Source organism: Lachnoanaerobaculum sp. Marseille-Q4761 (assembly GCF_017565785.1).
In the GTDB taxonomy this organism is placed as follows: Bacteria; Bacillota; Clostridia; order Lachnospirales; family Lachnospiraceae; genus Lachnoanaerobaculum.
Genome location: NZ_JAGEKB010000003.1, coordinates 114,831 through 134,235 on the forward strand (window position 1 = coordinate 114,831; position 19,405 = coordinate 134,235).

Annotated in this window: 15 protein-coding genes and 1 riboswitch; of the genes, 2 read left to right on the forward strand and 13 right to left on the reverse strand. The window is 35.2% G+C overall.

Features of this window, described 5'->3' with window-relative positions:
* Positions 1 to 18: 18 nt before the first annotated feature.
* A riboswitch (TPP riboswitch) is annotated at positions 19 to 124 on the reverse strand.
* A 210-nt stretch (positions 125 to 334) separates the two neighbouring features.
* From J4O15_RS11690 to J4O15_RS11725, 8 genes are all read right to left on the reverse strand, one after another.
* Positions 335 to 628, reverse strand: coding sequence for a Dabb family protein (locus J4O15_RS11690; protein ID WP_009218799.1), 294 nt, complete (start codon positions 626 to 628; stop codon positions 335 to 337).
* A 54-nt stretch (positions 629 to 682) separates the two neighbouring features.
* Positions 683 to 2,518, reverse strand: a complete 1,836-nt coding sequence (gene uvrC / locus J4O15_RS11695; protein ID WP_208100898.1) for an excinuclease ABC subunit UvrC — start codon at positions 2,516 to 2,518, stop codon at positions 683 to 685.
* A complete protein-coding gene (locus J4O15_RS11700; RefSeq protein ID WP_208101298.1) occupies positions 2,519 to 3,112 on the reverse strand; it encodes a DUF1653 domain-containing protein in 594 nt (197 codons plus the stop codon). It abuts the gene before it with no gap.
* Positions 3,113 to 3,483: 371 nt separating this feature from the next.
* Complete coding sequence (locus tag J4O15_RS11705) at positions 3,484 to 4,893, reverse strand: glycoside hydrolase family 32 protein (RefSeq protein WP_208100899.1); 1,410 nt, start codon at positions 4,891 to 4,893, stop codon at positions 3,484 to 3,486.
* A complete protein-coding gene (locus J4O15_RS11710) occupies positions 4,890 to 5,717 on the reverse strand; it encodes a carbohydrate ABC transporter permease (RefSeq protein ID WP_208100900.1) in 828 nt (275 codons plus the stop codon). The genes J4O15_RS11705 and J4O15_RS11710 overlap by 4 nt, the downstream gene beginning before the upstream one ends.
* Before the next feature lie 8 nt (positions 5,718 to 5,725).
* Positions 5,726 to 6,595 (reverse strand): carbohydrate ABC transporter permease, encoded by an 870-nt coding sequence (locus tag J4O15_RS11715; RefSeq protein WP_208100901.1) that lies wholly within the window; start codon positions 6,593 to 6,595, stop codon positions 5,726 to 5,728.
* Between the two features lie 65 nt (positions 6,596 to 6,660).
* The gene (locus tag J4O15_RS11720; RefSeq protein WP_208100902.1) at positions 6,661 to 7,962 is read right to left on the reverse strand and encodes an ABC transporter substrate-binding protein; all 1,302 of its coding nucleotides are present in this window, start codon (positions 7,960 to 7,962) and stop codon (positions 6,661 to 6,663) included.
* A 12-nt stretch (positions 7,963 to 7,974) separates the two neighbouring features.
* Positions 7,975 to 9,423: a glycoside hydrolase family 32 protein gene (locus J4O15_RS11725; RefSeq protein WP_208100903.1), complete on the reverse strand. Its 1,449-nt coding sequence runs from the start codon at positions 9,421 to 9,423 to the stop codon at positions 7,975 to 7,977.
* A 208-nt stretch (positions 9,424 to 9,631) separates the two neighbouring features.
* Between J4O15_RS11725 and J4O15_RS11730 the strand changes: the two genes are divergently transcribed.
* Positions 9,632 to 10,651: a LacI family DNA-binding transcriptional regulator gene (locus J4O15_RS11730; protein WP_208100904.1), complete on the forward strand. Its 1,020-nt coding sequence runs from the start codon at positions 9,632 to 9,634 to the stop codon at positions 10,649 to 10,651.
* Between the two features lie 123 nt (positions 10,652 to 10,774).
* On the opposite strand, the gene J4O15_RS11735 is transcribed toward J4O15_RS11730, so the two are convergent.
* Both J4O15_RS11735 and nox read right to left on the reverse strand, forming a co-directional pair.
* A complete protein-coding gene (locus J4O15_RS11735) occupies positions 10,775 to 11,731 on the reverse strand; it encodes a DUF4300 family protein (protein WP_208100905.1) in 957 nt (318 codons plus the stop codon).
* A gap of 123 nt (positions 11,732 to 11,854) precedes the next feature.
* Positions 11,855 to 13,189 (reverse strand): H2O-forming NADH oxidase, encoded by a 1,335-nt coding sequence (gene nox, locus J4O15_RS11740; protein WP_208100906.1) that lies wholly within the window; start codon positions 13,187 to 13,189, stop codon positions 11,855 to 11,857.
* A 313-nt stretch (positions 13,190 to 13,502) separates the two neighbouring features.
* Between nox and J4O15_RS11745 the strand changes: the two genes are divergently transcribed.
* Positions 13,503 to 14,975, forward strand: coding sequence for a DUF1846 domain-containing protein (locus J4O15_RS11745; protein WP_009218810.1), 1,473 nt, complete (start codon positions 13,503 to 13,505; stop codon positions 14,973 to 14,975).
* 128 nt (positions 14,976 to 15,103) lie between these two features.
* On the opposite strand, the gene J4O15_RS11750 is transcribed toward J4O15_RS11745, so the two are convergent.
* From J4O15_RS11750 to cdd, 3 genes are read right to left on the reverse strand one after another with little or no spacing between them, the layout of a single operon-like run.
* Positions 15,104 to 16,864 (reverse strand): cadherin-like beta sandwich domain-containing protein, encoded by a 1,761-nt coding sequence (locus J4O15_RS11750; protein ID WP_208100907.1) that lies wholly within the window; start codon positions 16,862 to 16,864, stop codon positions 15,104 to 15,106.
* 44 nt (positions 16,865 to 16,908) lie between these two features.
* Entirely contained in the window at positions 16,909 to 18,954 is a 2,046-nt protein-coding gene (locus J4O15_RS11755) for an SH3 domain-containing protein (RefSeq protein ID WP_208100908.1), read from the reverse strand.
* Between the two features lie 43 nt (positions 18,955 to 18,997).
* Entirely contained in the window at positions 18,998 to 19,405 is a 408-nt protein-coding gene (cdd, locus tag J4O15_RS11760) for a cytidine deaminase (RefSeq protein WP_009218813.1), read from the reverse strand.

Sequence of the window (19,405 nt, forward strand, 5' to 3'; positions counted from 1 at the left end):
CAGACCATGTATCTCCTGAAAAGAAAGTAAAAAATCTCCCTACGTTGGCATTATCCAAATCAGGTAAACGGTCGAAAGTCACACTTCCCTCTCAGCCTATATATAAGCTCCCTCATTTATATAGTTATAATTTACAAAAAGTATAGCACTATTTTAATAAAAGTCAATATTAAGATATTTATTATTAAAATAAATACATAAACATATTTATTATAAACAAATGATACAAGATATAAATAAATTAAATAAAAATCCGGCTATTAAAAAGCAGGCGGCTTATATAATACCGCCTGTTCTAATATTACTGCATTTAAAAACTTCTTAAAATTATATTTTACACAAAATAGTCAATTGCAACTCTTGAATTTGTGTTCGGCTTTATCAGGCTGTCTACAATTGCTATATGCTCCCTGCATGAGGCATATTTATCAAGTGCCGCCTTATCTTTTACATCCAATATCAAAATAATATCATGTGTACTTGTAGGTAGGATATTATATACTACATCAGCATGCTCCACTTCACTCATTCTGCCACATAACTCTAAAAGGCTGGTTTTTATCTCCTCACCTAATCGGGGGATATTTATTCCCTCATTAAACTTCCACATTACGATATGTCTTAACATAAATTCTCCTTTTGCTATATTTTTAATGTTAAACTATATAGTCAAACATTTAGTTTACTTAATATTTGAAAAGAATTCATATACTGCCTTTGCAGATTTTTTATTCATTCCGTCCACAGACATCAATTCATCCGGACTTGCATTTTTGATATTTTCAATGTCCTTAAAATGCTTCATAAGTGCTTTCCTTCGCACGGTACCGATACCTTCTATATCATCCAATATAGATTTTACCTGAGTCTTTGAGCGTAAACTTCTGTGATACTCTATTGCAAATCTATGCGCCTCATCCTGTATTCTTGTAATTAACAAAAATCCTTGAGAATGTGTATCTATAGGTATTTCAACATTATTATAATAAAGCCCTCTTGTCCTGTGATTATCATCCTTGACCATTCCGCAAACCGGAATATTAAGACCGAACTCCTCAAGTACTTGAAGACAAATATTTACCTGTCCTCTTCCACCGTCCATCAGTATGATATCCGGTAATTTATTAAATCCGGTATCATTTTTATCTATCCCGTTTTCAAACCTTCTTGTAAGAACCTCTTTCATTGAAGCATAATCATTTGGTCCGATAACTGTTTTTATTTTAAATTTTCTATAATCACTCTTTTTCGGTATTCCATTCTCATATACTACCATAGAACCGACGGATTGAACACCCGAAATATTGGAAATATCATAAGCTTCCATTCTGCTTAAGCCTGAAAGTGATAATAATTCTTCTATTTCCTTCACCGCTCCGACACTTCTTGCTTCCTGTCTTTGCAATTTTTCCCTGTCTTTTGTAAGCACTATCTCTGCATTTTTCTTTGCCAACTCAACAAGCTTTTCTTTTGAACCTTTCTTCGGTACAATGATACTTACTTTTGAGCCTCTTTTTGATGATAACCATTCAGTTATAAGATTATTATCCTTCAGCTCATACTGTGACATTATCTGACTTGGGACAAATGGAGTGCCCGCATAGAATTGCTTTATAAAACTCTCCAGTATATCCACCTTCTCATCATCCATTGCCACCTGTATATAATGATGCTCTCTGCCGACCATCTTGCCTTCTCTTATAAAGAAAACCTGTACTACGGCATCTCTTTCATCCCTTGCCATTGCAATAATATCTCTATCCTTGATATCATCAGAGGTGATTTTTTGCTTTTGTGTAATATGAAGTACGGAATTGAGCAAATCCCTTTGCTTTGCGGCATCCTCAAACTTCAGCTCCGATGAAAGTCTCTCCATCTCTTCTCTTATTTTATTTATAATCGGATCAAAATCTCCGCTTAAAAATTTAAGTGCTTCAACCACATTTTTATTATAATCCTCTTTTGAAATATAATTCTGACATGGTGCATCACATTGATGTATAAAATAATCAAGACAGGGACGCTCCGCTCCTATATCTTTTGGCAGATTTCTGCTGCAAGTTCTAAGCTTATATACTCTGTTTAAAAGATTTATTGTATCTCTTACCGCATTTCCGCTTGAAAAAGGTCCAAAATATCTGTTTTTATCTTTTTTTATCTGTCTGACCATTTGCAATCTAGGATATTCTTCCTTTACAGTAAGCTTAATATATGGATAGGTTTTATCATCCCTAAGCATTGTATTATATCTTGGTCTGTTCTCCTTGATAAGATTATTTTCAAGTACCAATGCTTCCAGTTCGGAATCGGTAACAATATATTCAAACCTCTCTATTTTTGAGACCATCTGCTTTATCTTCGGGCTCTTATCCTTACTTGACTGAAAATACTGCCTTACCCTGTTTTTTAGTGAAATAGCCTTACCGACATATATAATCTCATCTTTTTTATCATGCATTATATATACACCGGGTTGTCCGGGCAATTTCTTTAATTCATCTTCAATTACAAATGCCATTTACTTCCTTAGTCTTTTCCCCTCATAATGTTGTTGCATATTCAGATAAGATATCATATCTGAGATATCTATTTCAATATCAATATTTTTTCTTCTTAAGCCATAGATATCATATATTGCGTCCAACTCCTTATCACTTATACGATCTCTGTTTTCAATAAGTATCTTCTTTTTGGTTTCAAAATCCTCCGCATCCAAAAAATCTATAAAATAGTTTTTGGCAAAACCTGTGGAACTTTCCTCATTTTTAATATCCGGTTCTGATTCTTCATGGGTTATTTCGGTAAAAGTATTTTCTTTTTTAAAATTATTCTCTTTTAGACTATCAAGTTCTTTTGATATCCGTATGGATTCCTCATATATATTTTCCACTTTTTCAAAGCGGTATTTTTGTTTTACATCCGGATATTTCTCTCTGTCCACTTCGCTTAAAAACATATCAAGAGGTCTTGCATACACCCCGTAATCACCATATAATGCCTGATAAATCACCAATAATTCCTTACTTTCAGAATGTGTCGCCACAGCAATTATCTGATACAGTTTATTTTTAAAATGCTTATAAAACTCTCCTGCTCTTGGATTTTCTCTCATTATATCACCCTCTTTTCTTTTATTGTTATTCCCATCACCAATCACCCTCATATGTTTTTATTGTAATAACTACTTTATTATATCATATCAGAATGATAATTTGATGCAAATAACTTATAAAAATATACAGTCATATTTAAAAATAGTCACAGTTCAGGTACTATATATCTTGAGACTTTTAATTTTACAATCCTTGTAGCCGTTTAACTCTTTCGTAAAAACAAGACTCGGATTAAGCAGTCGAGTAAATATTTTTTCAAATCAAAAAACGATACTCTAATTCTTCTCTTAAAAGGATTTGGAAAGTATCGTTTTTACTATTATATTTTCTTATATGTAGGGAGATCACTTTATAGTTCACCCTGATTTTATTACTCCGAAATATTATTAAACTTATATGTAACAAGTGCATCTTTGGCTTTTATACCTATGCCGATTTTTCCATCACAGGGATATATCATAGAAGTAAAATTATATTTCCCTTCAAAAAGATAAACCTCCAAAACATTTCCGTCTTTAATAATATCAAAATCTATATCAAGATTTTCCTGTATATCAGCCTTATATATTCTTATCCCGCTCTTTATATGCTCATCAGCCTCACTGAAATCAGTGATAATATTTCCGAATAAAAAATCAAGCTTTATAATGATTTTATTTTCTTCACTGTCAAAAATTATAAAATTAAGCTCCGTGCTGTTTTTATCTCTTTTTATATTTCCCTGTATATAAATATAATCACACATTTCATCCAAAAGATTACATATAACTCTGTCGGATAATTTGCTTTTATGGCTGTATTCAATGCTTTTCTCTTCTAAATCCTGCCTGTATGGCTGCATTTTCAGATTATTACCGTCCATATCGATAAGCCTTGGGTATGACATAATACCACGATATCCGTTTTCCGTAGAAGGACCGTGATCCTTTATCCATGGCATCCATTCCCATCCCCCTATCCAAGCCATTGAAACTGCTCTGTCAAACTTATCTTTATAGACCTGTGATGCATAATAATGAGGTCCGAAATCCTGTGTTTTGGTGTAATCATGATAAAAGATACAGTTTTTAAAATTTATATCTCCAACCATATATATTGTCGGCAAAAAATCCGTGCGATTCATAGGAGAAGCGGTAATAACCCATTTACCGTCTATTTCAAAAATATCCGGACATTCAAACATTGTCCCCTCTCCGTCTTTTGCTTCATACAGTATTCCGCTATATGTCCAGTTAAATAAATCTTTTGAATGAAACAAATATATTCTTCCATGACTTTTTAAATCACAAGCCGCACCGTCCGAACCTCCCACGACCATTTGCCAATATCCGTCATGAAATATTACCTTAGGATCACGAAAATCAATACCTATTGATTCAATAACAGGATTTTTTTCATACTTTGTAAAATTATAGCCGTCATTTGAATATGCCATGCACTGCCTTTGTAAAACCGCACCGTCCACCAATGCCACAGCCGTATAAAAAGCATATATTTTATTGTCAAAAACCACTACAGAACCGGAAAAACATCCCCCTTTATCATAATCTTCATATATCTCATCAGGAATCAAAACAGGTGGACATTCATCCCAATGTATCAAATCACTGCTTGTAGCATGCCCCCAATGCATTTTATCCCAATTATTACTGTATGGATTGCATTGAAAATATAAATGATATTTGCCCTGAAACCATACCAGACCGTTCGGATCGTTTATCCAGCCTTTTTTTAGGGCAAAATGATTTTTAGGTCTGAAAATACATTCTTTTATACTCATGATTTCACCGCTCCCAAAGTCATACCTGCCGTCATTTTTTTATTCAATCCAAAATAAATAAGTAGTGTAGGGAATACCGACATTGATATGGCTGCATATGTGGCGCCCCAGTCTTTTAAACCTCTCGGTCCTATAAAATCTGTAAGACCTATGGATATTGTTTTTAGTTCCGTACTGTTTATAAATACAAGGCTGAAAGTATAATCATTCCATACTGTAATAAAATTCATTGCAAGCACTGTCATTATAGTATTTAAAGACAGTGGAATAATTATTTTTGTATATATACCGTAAATATTTGCTCCGTCTATAACAGCCGCTTCTATAATCTCATCCGGAATAAAGGAATAAAAATTCACAAACAGCATTATTGATACCGGAAGCTGAAATGCCAAAAGCGGCAATATAACACTGATTCTTGTGTTTATAAGCCCTACTCTTGCAAACATTGTAAACAGCGGAATCAATGTAACCGCATAAGGAATGGTAAGACCTATAAGAAAATATCTGTATATATTTTTTCTTCCCATAAATTTCATTTTAGCAATGGCAAATGATGCCGTTGAACTTATTAAAACTATAAATACCAGTGATATTACAGAAATTATCGCACTGTTCTTTATATAAGTAATAATATTGCTCTCGGTAAATATTTTAATAAAGTTTTCCATTGTAAAGCTTTTTGGAAAACTGAAAGGCTGCGTCAAAAGCTCAATATTAGGTCTAAAGCCCGCTATAATCAGCCAAATAATAGGATATCCCTGAATTATTAAAAATAAAATCATAACGGACCAATATATTACTTTTCTAATACTTCTTTTCATATATCCTCCTATTCGTTTTCACCGTCCATATATTTGCTGATTAATAAAACTCCCAATATGCTTAATATTACAATTATTACAGCAATGGCACTGCCATATCCGTAATCCCTGCTTGTAAATGCCTTCTTATACATATACGTTGCAAGTATTTCAGATCTGTGATTCGGTCCGCCCTTTGTCATATTCATAGGTGCGGCAAATCCTCTTAAAGCACCTACAAGGCTTAATATACATGAGAGCATAATTACATTTGCTATTGCAGGTATTCTTATTTTTACAAGAATCTGCAATTCACTCGCCCCGTCTATTCTTGCAGCCTCCAATATATCAGGAGATACTGAAACCAATGCGGAATAAAAAATAATCATATAAATACCTATATACTGCCATCCCTCTACGGATGCAACCGCAGGCAAAACGGTTTTATATTCACTTAGAAAGGCAATGGGTTCCATCCCCAATAATTTTCTGAATATATTAAAAAGTCCAAGAGGCTCATACGAATAAAATCCTGTAAATAATTGTGATATGGCAATAACCGTTATAACGGAGGGGATATAATATACTGTCTGTATAAATCCTCTTCCCTTTTTTAAATATGTAAGCAAAACAGCTATAATAAAACCAAAGCCAAGCTGCAATACCATTACAATAATAATGTAAATTATATTATTACAAAATGCCTGCCTGAATACTCCGTCACCAAGCAGCTTTATATAATTACTTAAGCCTACAAAAGTTTTTTTGCCTATACCGTTCCATTCAAGAGCGCTATAGTAAATCGAAACCAGTATAGGTATCATAACTATAATAGAATAGACAATAAAAGCAGGCAGCAAAAATAGGGCAATTGCTTTTTTATCTCTTAAAATCTTCATAAAATCACCGATATTCCAATGTATGCGATTTGGGGCAAAATATATTTGCCCCTTAAAATATACTTTTATCTATTTGCTTTTAGAGCTTCATCTACAGCTTTTACAAATTCATCAGGAGTTTCCTCTCCCATGCAAAGCCCCGGAAGATTATCATTGATTGTTGCTATTACATCCTCACTTAATACCACATCCCAAGGTCTTGCGGCAGTGGAACCGATATTATTTGTATCCTCCATTACCTTTAAGAATAAAGGATCAAAGCTGTTGTTATCTCCCATTTCAACCTTTTGCGGTGCAAGGTGCTCATGAGCAAAGTAAGCAGGGCTGTAATTTTTAACTATAAATGTCAGATAATCCTTATACTCATCATCAAAAACCTTAGGATTTACCGAAAGACCTATACCGCCAAATGCCCAGTAATCATTTGCCTCCGTCTTTGCATCCTTTATTGTAGGCATATAAAAATAATCTACATTCAAGCCCTCAGGTCTGTTTTTATCTGTAAAATAATTTAATTCCCATGTACCTGTAGGATACATTGCACTCTTTCCGCTTAAGAAAAGATTTAATCCTGTAGCTACATCGGTTGTGGAAAATCCGGGTTGAAAATATTTTCCTATATCTGACATAAATGTTGCAGCCTTCATACCCGCATCATCCGACATCTTTGCCTCTCCTGATGAGAGCTGATTTAAATATTCATTTCCCGACAGTCTGAAAGGATATGTTGCGAGCAGACGAAGCAGCGGCCAGCCATCTCCTCCACCTATTCCAAAAGCCGTATAACCTTTTTCATTTAATACCTTGCATGCCTCTAAAAGTTCATCCAATGTCTTTGGTGCCTCAATACCTGCATCCTTAAACATATCAACATTGTACCAAATCATTTCGGTAGAAAGTTCAAGAGGCAAAGTATATAATTTTCCTTCGGCAGTTCTTCCATAATTTAATGCCAGTGGAATATAGCTGTCTTTTTCACCTATCTCCTCAAGAAAAGCATCCATATCTGTAAGCATATTCTGCTCCCCGAGCTCACTCGCATAAGGAGTTGCATCCAAATCAAACATATCCGGCATCTGACCGCCTGCAATCATTGTACGAAGCTTTTGATCATAAGATGATCTGTCGGCATTGCTGTCGATAACAAGCTTTATATTTCCACCCTGTTCATTATACTTATCCGTTATCTCCTGCAATGTAACCATGGTATCATCCGATGCCGATCTTGAAGAAAAATAATGTATTTCTCTTACATTACCATCCTTACTTGCCGCCTCTGATGAATTTGTTGTACTCCCTGACTTACCCGCACAGCCTGTTAATACCATTCCTGCTATGAGGCATACTGTTGCTATTTTCTTATACATAATCTCTCTCCTTTATTTTGTTTCATACATATGAATATCACAAACCCTGATACTTCCGTCTTTTACAAAAAATCCCCAATATTTTCTTTCTGTGGAATAAGCTCTCATTGTCAATGCCACGGTATCATTTACATAAAGACAGATTATACTGCCCTCCACAAAAACTTTTATATTTACTTTATTTCCTTTCAAGGCTTTATAGTCAAAAGGTCTTTCAAGTTCCACCATAAAAGGTTTATCCCCGTCCACATACCATTGATTGACTCCGCTTATACGCCTTGGCCACATATCAGCCACAATTCTGTTATAAAACGGTTCAAATCTAAGATAATATCCGTTTGCAAAGTCCTTATCCTGCCTTAAGCCTATGCCAAATGCCCTGCTACCTTCACCAAACTCTATAGTCGCCTCTATAAGGCAATTTTCTTTCATTCCTTCAATTACATATACCTTTTCCCCCTCATCATTTTTTATTTCAATATCTTTAATATTATTTGCAGTAATTTCTTTTTCAAAAATATTTATTAAACCGTTTGAAGGTTTTACCTTTAGTTTGCCGTCTTTGTCCTGCTTTATTTCATGTGCTATAAAATTTCCGCCCCATTCATATTGACCGAAATCACTGTCACCACGCTTTGTAGGTACCCAGGCAAATGCCATCCTTACATCTTTTGCCTGTGCTGTTTTAGCCGCATAAAATGCTCTGGCATCAAAGGTATCTTCTATAGGAGCTGTCCAAGGTCCGCTTATTTTATCCGCCATCCTGTAATGTGTCACAAATTTTTCAGAGAAGGTGGAATAAATAAGATACCATTTATCCCCCATCTTAAATAAATCCGGACATTCATGTGTCATATATGATTTAGGATTATAAAACGGCTGCATTGCCTTCCAATGGATCAAATCATATGATCTGCAAAGTCCTACACAGCCTCCGTTTTTCTCACTTGCGCCCTGTAATCTGGCGGCAAGAAGCATATCAAAGCATTCTTCTTCTTCATTGTAAAAAACAAATGGATCACGCCAGTCAAAAGGTTCATATATTGACTCATCCGCTCCGAATGTCAGTTCCGGCAGTTTTTCCCAATGTATAAGGTCCTCACTTATTGCATGTGCAACATATTGTAGAGGTCTTCCGTTTCTGTGATATTTAGGATTGTAATTATTCTGTGCCGTATAAAACATATGAAATTTAGAGTCATTTCCCTCTATCACCGAACCTGTATAGCAGGCATAATCAGCATCCTCGTAACCTCCTACCGGAAGCACTACTTTACAGTCCTTAATATTTACTCCGTCCTCTGTAATTAAAAGATTCCAGCTTGTACGATATCCATACTCATCCTCTGTATTTCCCTTTCTCTCATCATGAAGGTAGAAAATATAAAACTTACCGTCATGCGCAAAAGGAATGGTATCCCCTACCCAGCCATCCCCGGGTTTGTAGAAAATATTTTTCATATAAGCTCATCTCCTATCCGCTATCGAATTATGTTTTTATACTATACTATTTAATAAAAATATCCTATTCGCAAATGCTCCAAAGTTTTTATAAATGATTATGCAAGTATGTGTTTTCTTGCATTTTTCATGCAAATATGATATTGTTTTCATAGATTTTCAAAGAATTATTTTTATTTTCATTATTATTTCCATAAAAGGAGCTTATATGGTTACTATAAATGAAGTGGCAAAAGCGGCAGGCGTATCCATCTCCACCATCTCCAGAGTAATAAACCAAAGCAATTCCGTATCACTTGCTACAAAAACTAAGGTTATGGAGGCAATAAGGGAACTGGGATATACTCCTAATATCTCTGCAAAAAAGGATAATAAAAAATCAAACAAACTTATAGGTGTGCTCTTTCCTGATATATCAAATAATGTTTTTGGCAGGATTTTGCAGGGTGTAAACAGTGTTGTAACTCCCCTTGGATATAATACGGTTATATGTGAAACAAATGGAGAACTTGAAAAAGAAATTCATTTTCTGGATGTTTTAAAAAACAAACAGGTAGAAGGTATTATCATGGCAAATGTCCACATACCTGAGGAACATATGCTTTGGATTCACAGAAATAATAAGCCTGTAATCTATGTCTGTCAGGATATTCCAGATTTTGGCTTAAAGATTCCTATAAGCTCTGTAAATATGGATAATCAGCAGGCTATCTGTGATATGGTACATTTTCTTTACAATATGGGGCATAAAAATATCGCTTTTATCGGAGGACCGCTGCATGATTTATCCGCCGGAAAGAAAAGATATGACGGCTATATGAAGGGACTTAGGGAATGTTCATTAAATACATCACAAGATCTTATCAGCTTTCAAGAATCTTTTACCATTGCCGACGGATATGCCGGTATGAATCAGATATATGAAAAATCCTCTATTCTTCCTACAGCAGTGCTTTGTGCCTGTGATAATATTGCGGTCGGTGCTATTGATTTTATGTATGATAATAATATACAGGTACCTGAGCATATCTCTGTAACAGGAGTTGATGACAGTATTTTGGCTACAGCTATAAGACCTTCTCTTACTACTATCCGCCACGCCACTTTTGACACCGGAGTAAAAGCCGCACAGCTCTTACTTGAATATTTTTCCTCGGAATCTTTTAAGGGAAGTTCCTTTAAAATGTCCTATCAGCTTTTACGCAGACAGAGTGTAAAGCATCTGTAAATATAAGCTATATGCCTTTATAAATAAGTCTTTGTCCGCTTTCTGCATTATAAAAGGACCTCCGGTTTGGAAGTCCTTTTTTATAGTTTTTATGCTTTAATAATTTAACAAATTCAGTTTATATTACTCCAATACCCTGTATTCATCCATCACTTTGCCGTCCATGAAAATAATCGGCTTTGCGGTGAGACCTTCAGCCTCATTATCATAATATCCCATCAAATAGTCATTTACATCCTGTAAGCTGTCAAATTCCTCAACCTGATATGGCATTTCAAATGCAAGCTTTTCAATAAACAGATATTTATCTCCATCCTGAACCAAAATACCTGTATGACCTATGAATTCCTGTACCTTGTTCATTCCGTCATCCATGGTCATAAAAACAGATATTATATGTATCTTATCATTACCAAAAGTAATCTGTTTATCTTTCCATGATTTTACTATTTCCTCAGCCAATACTTTGGTATCATGAGTATTCGTTACATCAATATATGAGAATAATGTATCAAACTTTGACTTATCATCACCCTCAAAAATATTTTTATTTTCAATAGACTCAAAATCATTAAATAACATTGTGGTATCACCCGGAGTCTTGTTTCCGACATTTACAAAATCACCTATTAAGGAATATGAGGTTATTCTACAGTTTCTTCCTACATATCCACCCTTTAACAGCCATGCATCTATCAATTTATCCTGTTCATATGTAGGAAATGCCCCATCAATAGTTGTCATACTCTGCACAAGATTCTCACTTCCGACTGCATTATTATACTCATCTACAGCAGAAAAAAAGTTTTTTATTTTTTCATCACTAAGACCTGCATTTTTTAATGCATTTGATACTCTATCTCTTGTTTCACTGTCTACAAGATTTGAATACTTTAAATGAATTTTTGCCTTGCTTACAGCTGCACTGCTCTCATCAATCATATTGCCTGAGCTTTCCTCAGACATACTCTCACTGCTTTCAACAGCAACTGTAGTATCTTCCTTTGCTCCGCCTTTATTACCACATGCCGACAATACAATTGCCGCACATATACCTGTTATCAATAATTGCTTTTTCATATATTAAAACCTGCTTTCTTTTTTTAGTCGCTTAAGTATATCACTTAAATCCGATTTATAATATATAAAATTTTGAATTTATTCTTTAAAACAGGTTAATCTTTCTTGATATAAAAATATATCTTATTTTGCTGAAAGTGCCGCCATAGTTATATAATTATATGGCTGGTTAAAATGTGGCAGGAAGAAAATATCCAAAAGCTTAAGTTTATCTATAGTTACCTTTTCCTGTATTGCAAGAGAGAACATATGAATACCCATTGACATATCATAGGTGGATGCCATCTGTGCACCTACTATTACTCTTGTCTTTGCATCATAAACTATCTTTATCTTTACCTTAGGATTGGTTGTTTCTATAAATGTAGCCTTTTGAAGGTCTTCAAATGAAGTACAAAGAACATCCATGCCAAGCTGCTTTGCTTTTTGCTCACAAATTCCTGTAGATACCATCTTCAAATCATAGATTGCTATAGCATTTGAACCTTGAACACCTATGCTCTCAAGCTTTTTACCGCAAGCATTGTATGCCGCTATAATTCCTGAACGCACAGCATTGGTTGCAAGAGCGATATATGACTTTTCTCCTGTGGCATTAAAACGCACTGTAGCACAGTCACCTATAGCATAAACATCTTTCATGCTTGTTGCCTGAGTATCGTCAACTATATATGCACCGTTTGGCATTGTTTCAAGATATTCTTTTCCAAGCTCTGTATTAGGCTTAAATCCGATTGCAAGAATAACCATATCACATTGATACTCATTTTTATCTGTTACTATCGATTCAACCTTGCCATTTCCCTTGATTTCTTTTACAGTTTCACCAAAGGCAAGTTGTATTCCATGGTCTGAAAGGTTTTTATCCATCAACTGACTGAATTCCTCATCATAGTAACTTGACAGTGCAGTCTTTGCAATATCAACCAATATTACCTTTTTATTATGTCTTTCAAATGCTTCGGCAAGCTCCACTCCGATATAACCTGCACCTACAACGGCAATTGTCTTTATATCAGTATTTTTAAGCTTATCTATTACTTCTTTTGCATTCTGGAAAAGCTTTACCATCTGAACATTTTCCAAATCTCTTCCCGGTATCGCCGGCACTATAGGCAATGAACCTGTAGCAAGTATCAGCTTATCATAGCTTTCTTCAACCTTTTTGCCATCTTCCAAGGTTGCACAAACGACCTTCTTCTCAAAGTCCACCTTCTCGACCTTACTGTTCATATTTACTTTTGCACCTTGAGATTCAAGCTTTTGCTTATCTGAATAGAATAAACCGTCAGGCTTTGAAATCTGTCCGCCTATCCAAAGTGCCATACCACATCCCAAAAAACTGATATTTGAATTTTGGTCAAATACCACTACCTCATCTCCCTCATTAAAACCTGTAATCGTATTAATTGCACAAGTGCCGGCATGGTTTGCCCCAACTACTACAATTTTGCTCATATCTTCCTCCAAACTATATTTTAATTTATATTTTATTTTAATAATGTTTTCAAACATAGTGATTTTATTTATATTCAGGCACTATATTATTCTTTGACATCACTTTAACAAATTGTACTATGTTTTATAATTTTTAACAAGTATTATTAAACTGTAAAGGTCAAATTTAATACATAAAAATATTATCTATAATGTTATTTATCGTATTTAAAATCTGTACTTTTTGCTTCTTCCCTTTAATACCTTCTAAAAAAGTGATATAATGTTTTTTTGATTTCGTATGAGAGTTCAATATAAAAAAGGAAGGCGTATTATGAAAATCGGTTTTGATAATCAAATGTATTTAAAAACACAGTCGGAACATATAAAGGAGCGAATTGCAGGCTTCGGTGATAAACTCTATCTTGAATTTGGCGGAAAGCTCTTTGATGACTATCATGCATCCAGAGTTCTTCCGGGTTTTGAGCCGGATTCAAAGCTAAGGATGCTTCTTCAATTAAAGGATCAGGCTGAAATTATCATTTCCATCTCTGCAATTGATATAGATATAAATAAAATCAGAGAGGATCATGGCATTACTTATGATGCAGATGTTATAAGACTTATAGATGAGTTTAGAAGAAAGGGACTTTTTGTAGGAAGTGTTTGTATAACACAGTATTCCGGACAAAAAAGTGCCGATAAGTTTAAGGAAAGATTGGAAAATCTCGGTATAAAAGTTTACAGATTATATCTGATTGACGGCTATCCAAGCAATGTAGCTCATATAGTAAGTGAAGCCGGTTATGGCAAAAATGAATATATAATAACCTCCAGACCTCTTGTAATAGTTACAGCACCCGGTCCCGGTTCAGGTAAGATGGCTACCTGTCTTTCACAGCTTTATCATGAAAATAAAAGAGGTATAAAAGCGGGATATGCCAAATTTGAGACCTTCCCAATATGGAATTTGCCTCTAAAGCACCCTGTGAATCTTGCTTATGAAGCCGCAACAGCCGATTTGAATGATGTAAATATGATTGATCCTTTCCATCTGGAAGCTTATGGCAAAACAACGGTAAATTATAACAGAGATATTGAAGTCTTCCCTGTTCTTACGGCAATTTTTGAGGGAATATTCGGTGAATGTCCTTATAAATCTCCCACGGATATGGGCGTAAATATGGTCGGAAACTGTATTATAGATGATGAAATCTGTAAGGAAGCCAGTAAACAGGAAATTATAAGAAGATATTATAATTCTATTTGTCGCTTTGTAAAAGGCGAATGTAAGGCTGATGAAATATATAAGCTTGAGCTTATAATGCAACAGGCAAAGACAAGTATTGATGACAGAAAGGTCGTTTCAGCCGCACTTTTAAAAGCGGAAGCCACAAATATGCCTGCTGCGGCAATAGAACTTGAGACAGGTGAACTTATTACGGGTAAAACTTCAGAACTTCTCGGTGCAAGTGCCGCACTTATTTTAAATGTATTAAAATCTTTAAGCGGTGTGGATGATGAGATAAAGCTTATCTCCCCAAGTGTTATTGCACCTGTACAGGAGTTAAAAACCACTTATCTTGGAGGTAATAATCCCAGACTTCATACAGACGAGGCTCTTATAGCACTTTCTATTTCCGCCGCTACGGATGAAAATGCAAGAAAAGCTCTAAATTCACTTCCAAAGCTTAAAGGGCTTCAAATGCATTCAAGTGTAATGCTTTCTGAAATAGATGTAAAAACATTGGGAAAGCTTGGTATAGGACTTACCACAGAACCTAAATACGGCAATAAAAAGCTGTAAAAGCGGAGTGAAAATCAACTCACTAAAATATTTTTAAACGATAAAAGAGCGGTTTTACCCCGCTCTTTTATTTGACTAACACATTATTCTATATAATATATCTATTTAATTAAATAATCTTTAGTATTTTAAATATCCAGATCTTCAAAATCCTCTGATTCCTTCTCTGACTGAAGCCAATTATCCGATAAATCAATCTCATCAAAATCATCTGATTCAATATCATCATCTTCTTCCTTATCTTCATCTTCTTTTTTCTGACTGAGAGGCATATACTCAAGAGGGCTTTCATCATTCATTTCTTCTTCCGGTATCAAATCCACTTTAGGAGTTATATTACTCTTGTTTTTCTTTTTTGCAGGTTTATGTACAGTCTTTGATACTTTCTTTTTCTTTGAAGTACCAAGCATTAATAAAACGAATATAAATATGCCAAGTATAACTGAAAGAGCAATTATATTTCTAAGCCATTCGACGGTTTGATTATATTTCTTTTCTAATATATTATACTCTTCGGTTGTTACACCGGTATCCACATTCGGATCTGCAAAATATCTTTGTATGGTTCTTTCTTCCATATCATATCTGTAGAAATCTTTTCTTCCGTCAGAATTCATGGCATATACAACGCAGTATCTCTTCTCATTATCACCGCTCCATATCCATCCACGAATCTTTTTACCATTGATATTTATTATACTTTCAACAAATCCCCTAGGAACGACAAGATCTTCATCAGTAGGCATTATAGTGATACTCTTTGGATTTGTGCTTAATTGTGTATATACCGCCCATGTATCCGTTTCATCATCATAAATGTAGAAATCACCCGAGCCGTCATTTCCGACCAGATATAGGATATAAACATCCTGCTCTCTCATTTTTCCGGCTTTAACATCCCTGCCCTTATATGTAAATGTTGCTTCTTCAAAACCTTCAGGCAACATATTTTTATCAAATGAATCCGACACCTGATAGTCAATTCCGTTTAATCTCAAGCCATTGTCAGTAGAAATCAAATGCATAATATCAGAACCGGTGCTTTCACTTTGAACAGGTTCTTCCGGTGCAACGGTGGATTCTTCCGGTAATTTTTTATTTTCACTCTTATTTACATTTATTATATAGCTCTCTACAGCAGAACCGTCAGGTGATGTTACCTTTATTGTTATGGCATTGACTCCTACTACGAGATTGTCATTTCCCGTAATAACAATTTTTGCCCCTTCCTGCCTTGTTTTTGCATTAACGGCAATATTTGAAATATTTCCGGCAATACTCATATCATAATTTTTTACACTACTGCTAAACTCCGGCACAAGCTTACCCGGGCTCACCTTTAAGGAAGATAATAAAGCATCCTTTTTATCAACAGCAACAGTAGAAACCACTGCATTGTTTTTTTCTACTGTAGATTCCTCAGCTGTTGTCTGTTCAGCTTCCTTAATATTTACTCTACCGCTTCCCTGTGATTGCATAACAGCCATCTTTGAATCGGTATCATATACTTCCCATGTACTTACTACTACAGTAGCATTTCCGGTATTCTTTGCCTTAAACTTTAAAGAATAGTTTTGACTGTTTGAGGCATTTCCGGTATTTGAAGTGACCTTTATACTTCCGGCACCGCCCTGTGCATTTGTTCCTGAAACGAACTCCAATATACTGTCATCATAACTGAGCATTATATTCGCACTGTCTATATTTCCATCTGTCGATGAAAGAGTCATTACTAAATTTACCTCATCACCCACTGTTGCATTCACATCTGCAAAGCTTATGCTGATACCCATAGCAAATGTGTTAAATACAAATATAATCGAAAACACCAGTGTAATTAAAAAAGAAGGTATTATAATATTTACATTAGGCTTTTTTAAATATTTCATCTTGATCCCCTGACATTAATCCTACATAAAATGTAGCTACAGTATTAATTTCCTCTCTTTATATTTATGCTGTATTTTTCCTTGGTTCCATTTTGAGCCGTAACAATTATGTCAACTGTCGAATCCGAATTTTTCAATTCGATATTTCCACCACCTACTACACTTGCATTCACATCTGAAGAAATTGCGTTAATATTGATATTTGATATATTAGACGGTAAATTCAATGTATAAGAATAATTATCACTGCTAAATCCCGGTTCTATACTATATCCGCTTACACTTAGCGATGACAATCTGTTATTGGGATTTCCGTCCCCATTAGGCATTGTCTCAGGCACTTCGGGCATATCTCTATATACAGGTATATAGAATGTAAAGTTTCCTTTTTTGTCCTCCTCCGAATATGCTCTGGAGAGCATAGCACCTTCACTCTTTGCACCTTCAATATTTGTCATATATTGATGTTTGTATTTATTTTCTCCAAGAACATTAAACTTTTTTAAATAAAAAGTATTCTGTCCCGATTTCACATAATTACTTCCATAGAACATTGCACCGCCTATTATAGACTTTGCTTTGGTATTCCACGGTCGAAGATATGAATTTCCGCTTCCTGCCCATGCAAGACCTCTGCTTGTTGCAGACTGACTTCCGGATTTATATGCTTCTATATTAAAAAAATTATAAATACCTCCGCTGCCGCTTATAAGTCCCGAGCTTCCCTTAACACCCTGCTCCTGTATAAGCATTGCGGCTATAACATATGGATTTACTCCGGAACTTTTTGCCGCATCCATAATCATATCCACATATGTAGTACCGTTTGAAAGTGCATTGGCATTTTCTGTGGATAAAGTCGCTTCACTTGATGCATGTATATTCTCAGCACTGTTTAAGCTTTCCTTTATGCTGTCAATATTTACCACTCCCGGACCATGCTCCGTATCATTAAATTCTGTAGTACTCTCATATACTGTGGTTGCCGCAGTCTCCATATAACCCGGACCGCTGTCCTTATCTCCCACAGTAGTTTCTTCAACCGGCGAAATTTCGGATACATCTTTTTTGTTTGAAGGGGCAATCGGTGCATCAACTCTCACATATTCCTTAGCTGAATTTGGCTTATCCTCAATGATTTTTTCATTATCCGGTGAATCTACCGTTGAAAAACCTACAGAAGTACTTTTTGTATATGTACTTTTTTGATCCTGCGTAACTACCGCCTGTGAACTTTCAGACTTTGCGCTTTCTGTTTGCTCACTTTCAGTCTTTGTACTTTCAGCCGGTGTACTGCTTGCGGCAGTTTGAGCTATTGTGGTTTTTACGCTTGATTTACTCTCCATAAAAGTACCCTTAAGCATTTTTTCCACACCTTCTTCGTTCTGTTCTCCGGTAGTATAACCATGACCTAAAAATTGAAATATATTTGTCGAATCAAGGAAATTCCTTGGATCCATATAATATTTTATAATGCTTTCACCGGCTGCCACCCATTCGTTGGAATCAAATCCCGGCCATGTATTATTGCTCCAGTTATATGCTCCCTTTGCAGTTGACTTCCAGGATGATTTAGCTGACTTTGTTACAAGATTTACACCTACAACAGATTCATTCTTTATCACTTCATCCCATGAAATTTCCACATTTTGCACAACAAACTTCCAATTAGGATATTCCGCATGTAGAGCTCTAAGTCTGTTTTTATAACTCTCCGGGAAATCCCCTATCTCAGTTTCAAAGTTCTTATCGATTGAATATACAGCCGTTGTTTCAGTCTTTATATAGTTTTTTGCTACATACCCTTCCTTATCGCCTGATCCGTCATTAAAAGATATCTTATACCAATACATACCGTCACTGTTTACTTCATCCAGCACCGTTACTCCGGTATCTCTTTGTAATGTAGCAATGGTATTGTTTCCTGTTCCCGCTCTTGATCTTACATTCAGGCCGGTTACATCTACAGTACCTTTTTTTGTTGTGAATGCATTAATATTTTTTATAAAAATATTTTTTCCGACTCCGCTGACAAGTATTGTACCCATTGCAGTCACCAAAATAAATTTATTTAATAATGTCTTCCTCATTAAACCTTCCCAATATATCATTTTTATCTATGCGGTTTTAAAACTATCCTTTTAGATTATCCGGTCCGAATCCAAATGGCAGTAATTCTCCCAGTTTCATAGATTTTACTTTTCCACCATCAGACATTATGATTTCAAACTCCAAAGGATTACAAAATTCCTGCATCACTTGTCTGCAAACTCCACATGGAGTACATAATGTATCTGCGTCCTTAATCCCTCCAACAACCGCTATCTTGCAAAAATCATATATTCCTTCCGACACCGCCTTAAAAAAGGCTGTTCTCTCCGCACAATTACATGGGCTGTAGGCTGCATTTTCAATATTGCATCCATGTATGATTTTACCCGACTTTGTCATAAGCGCGGCACCGACTTTAAATTTTGAATATGGAACATACGCCATTTTTCTTGCTTTTTTTGCTTCTTCCAACAATTCCAGATCTGTCAT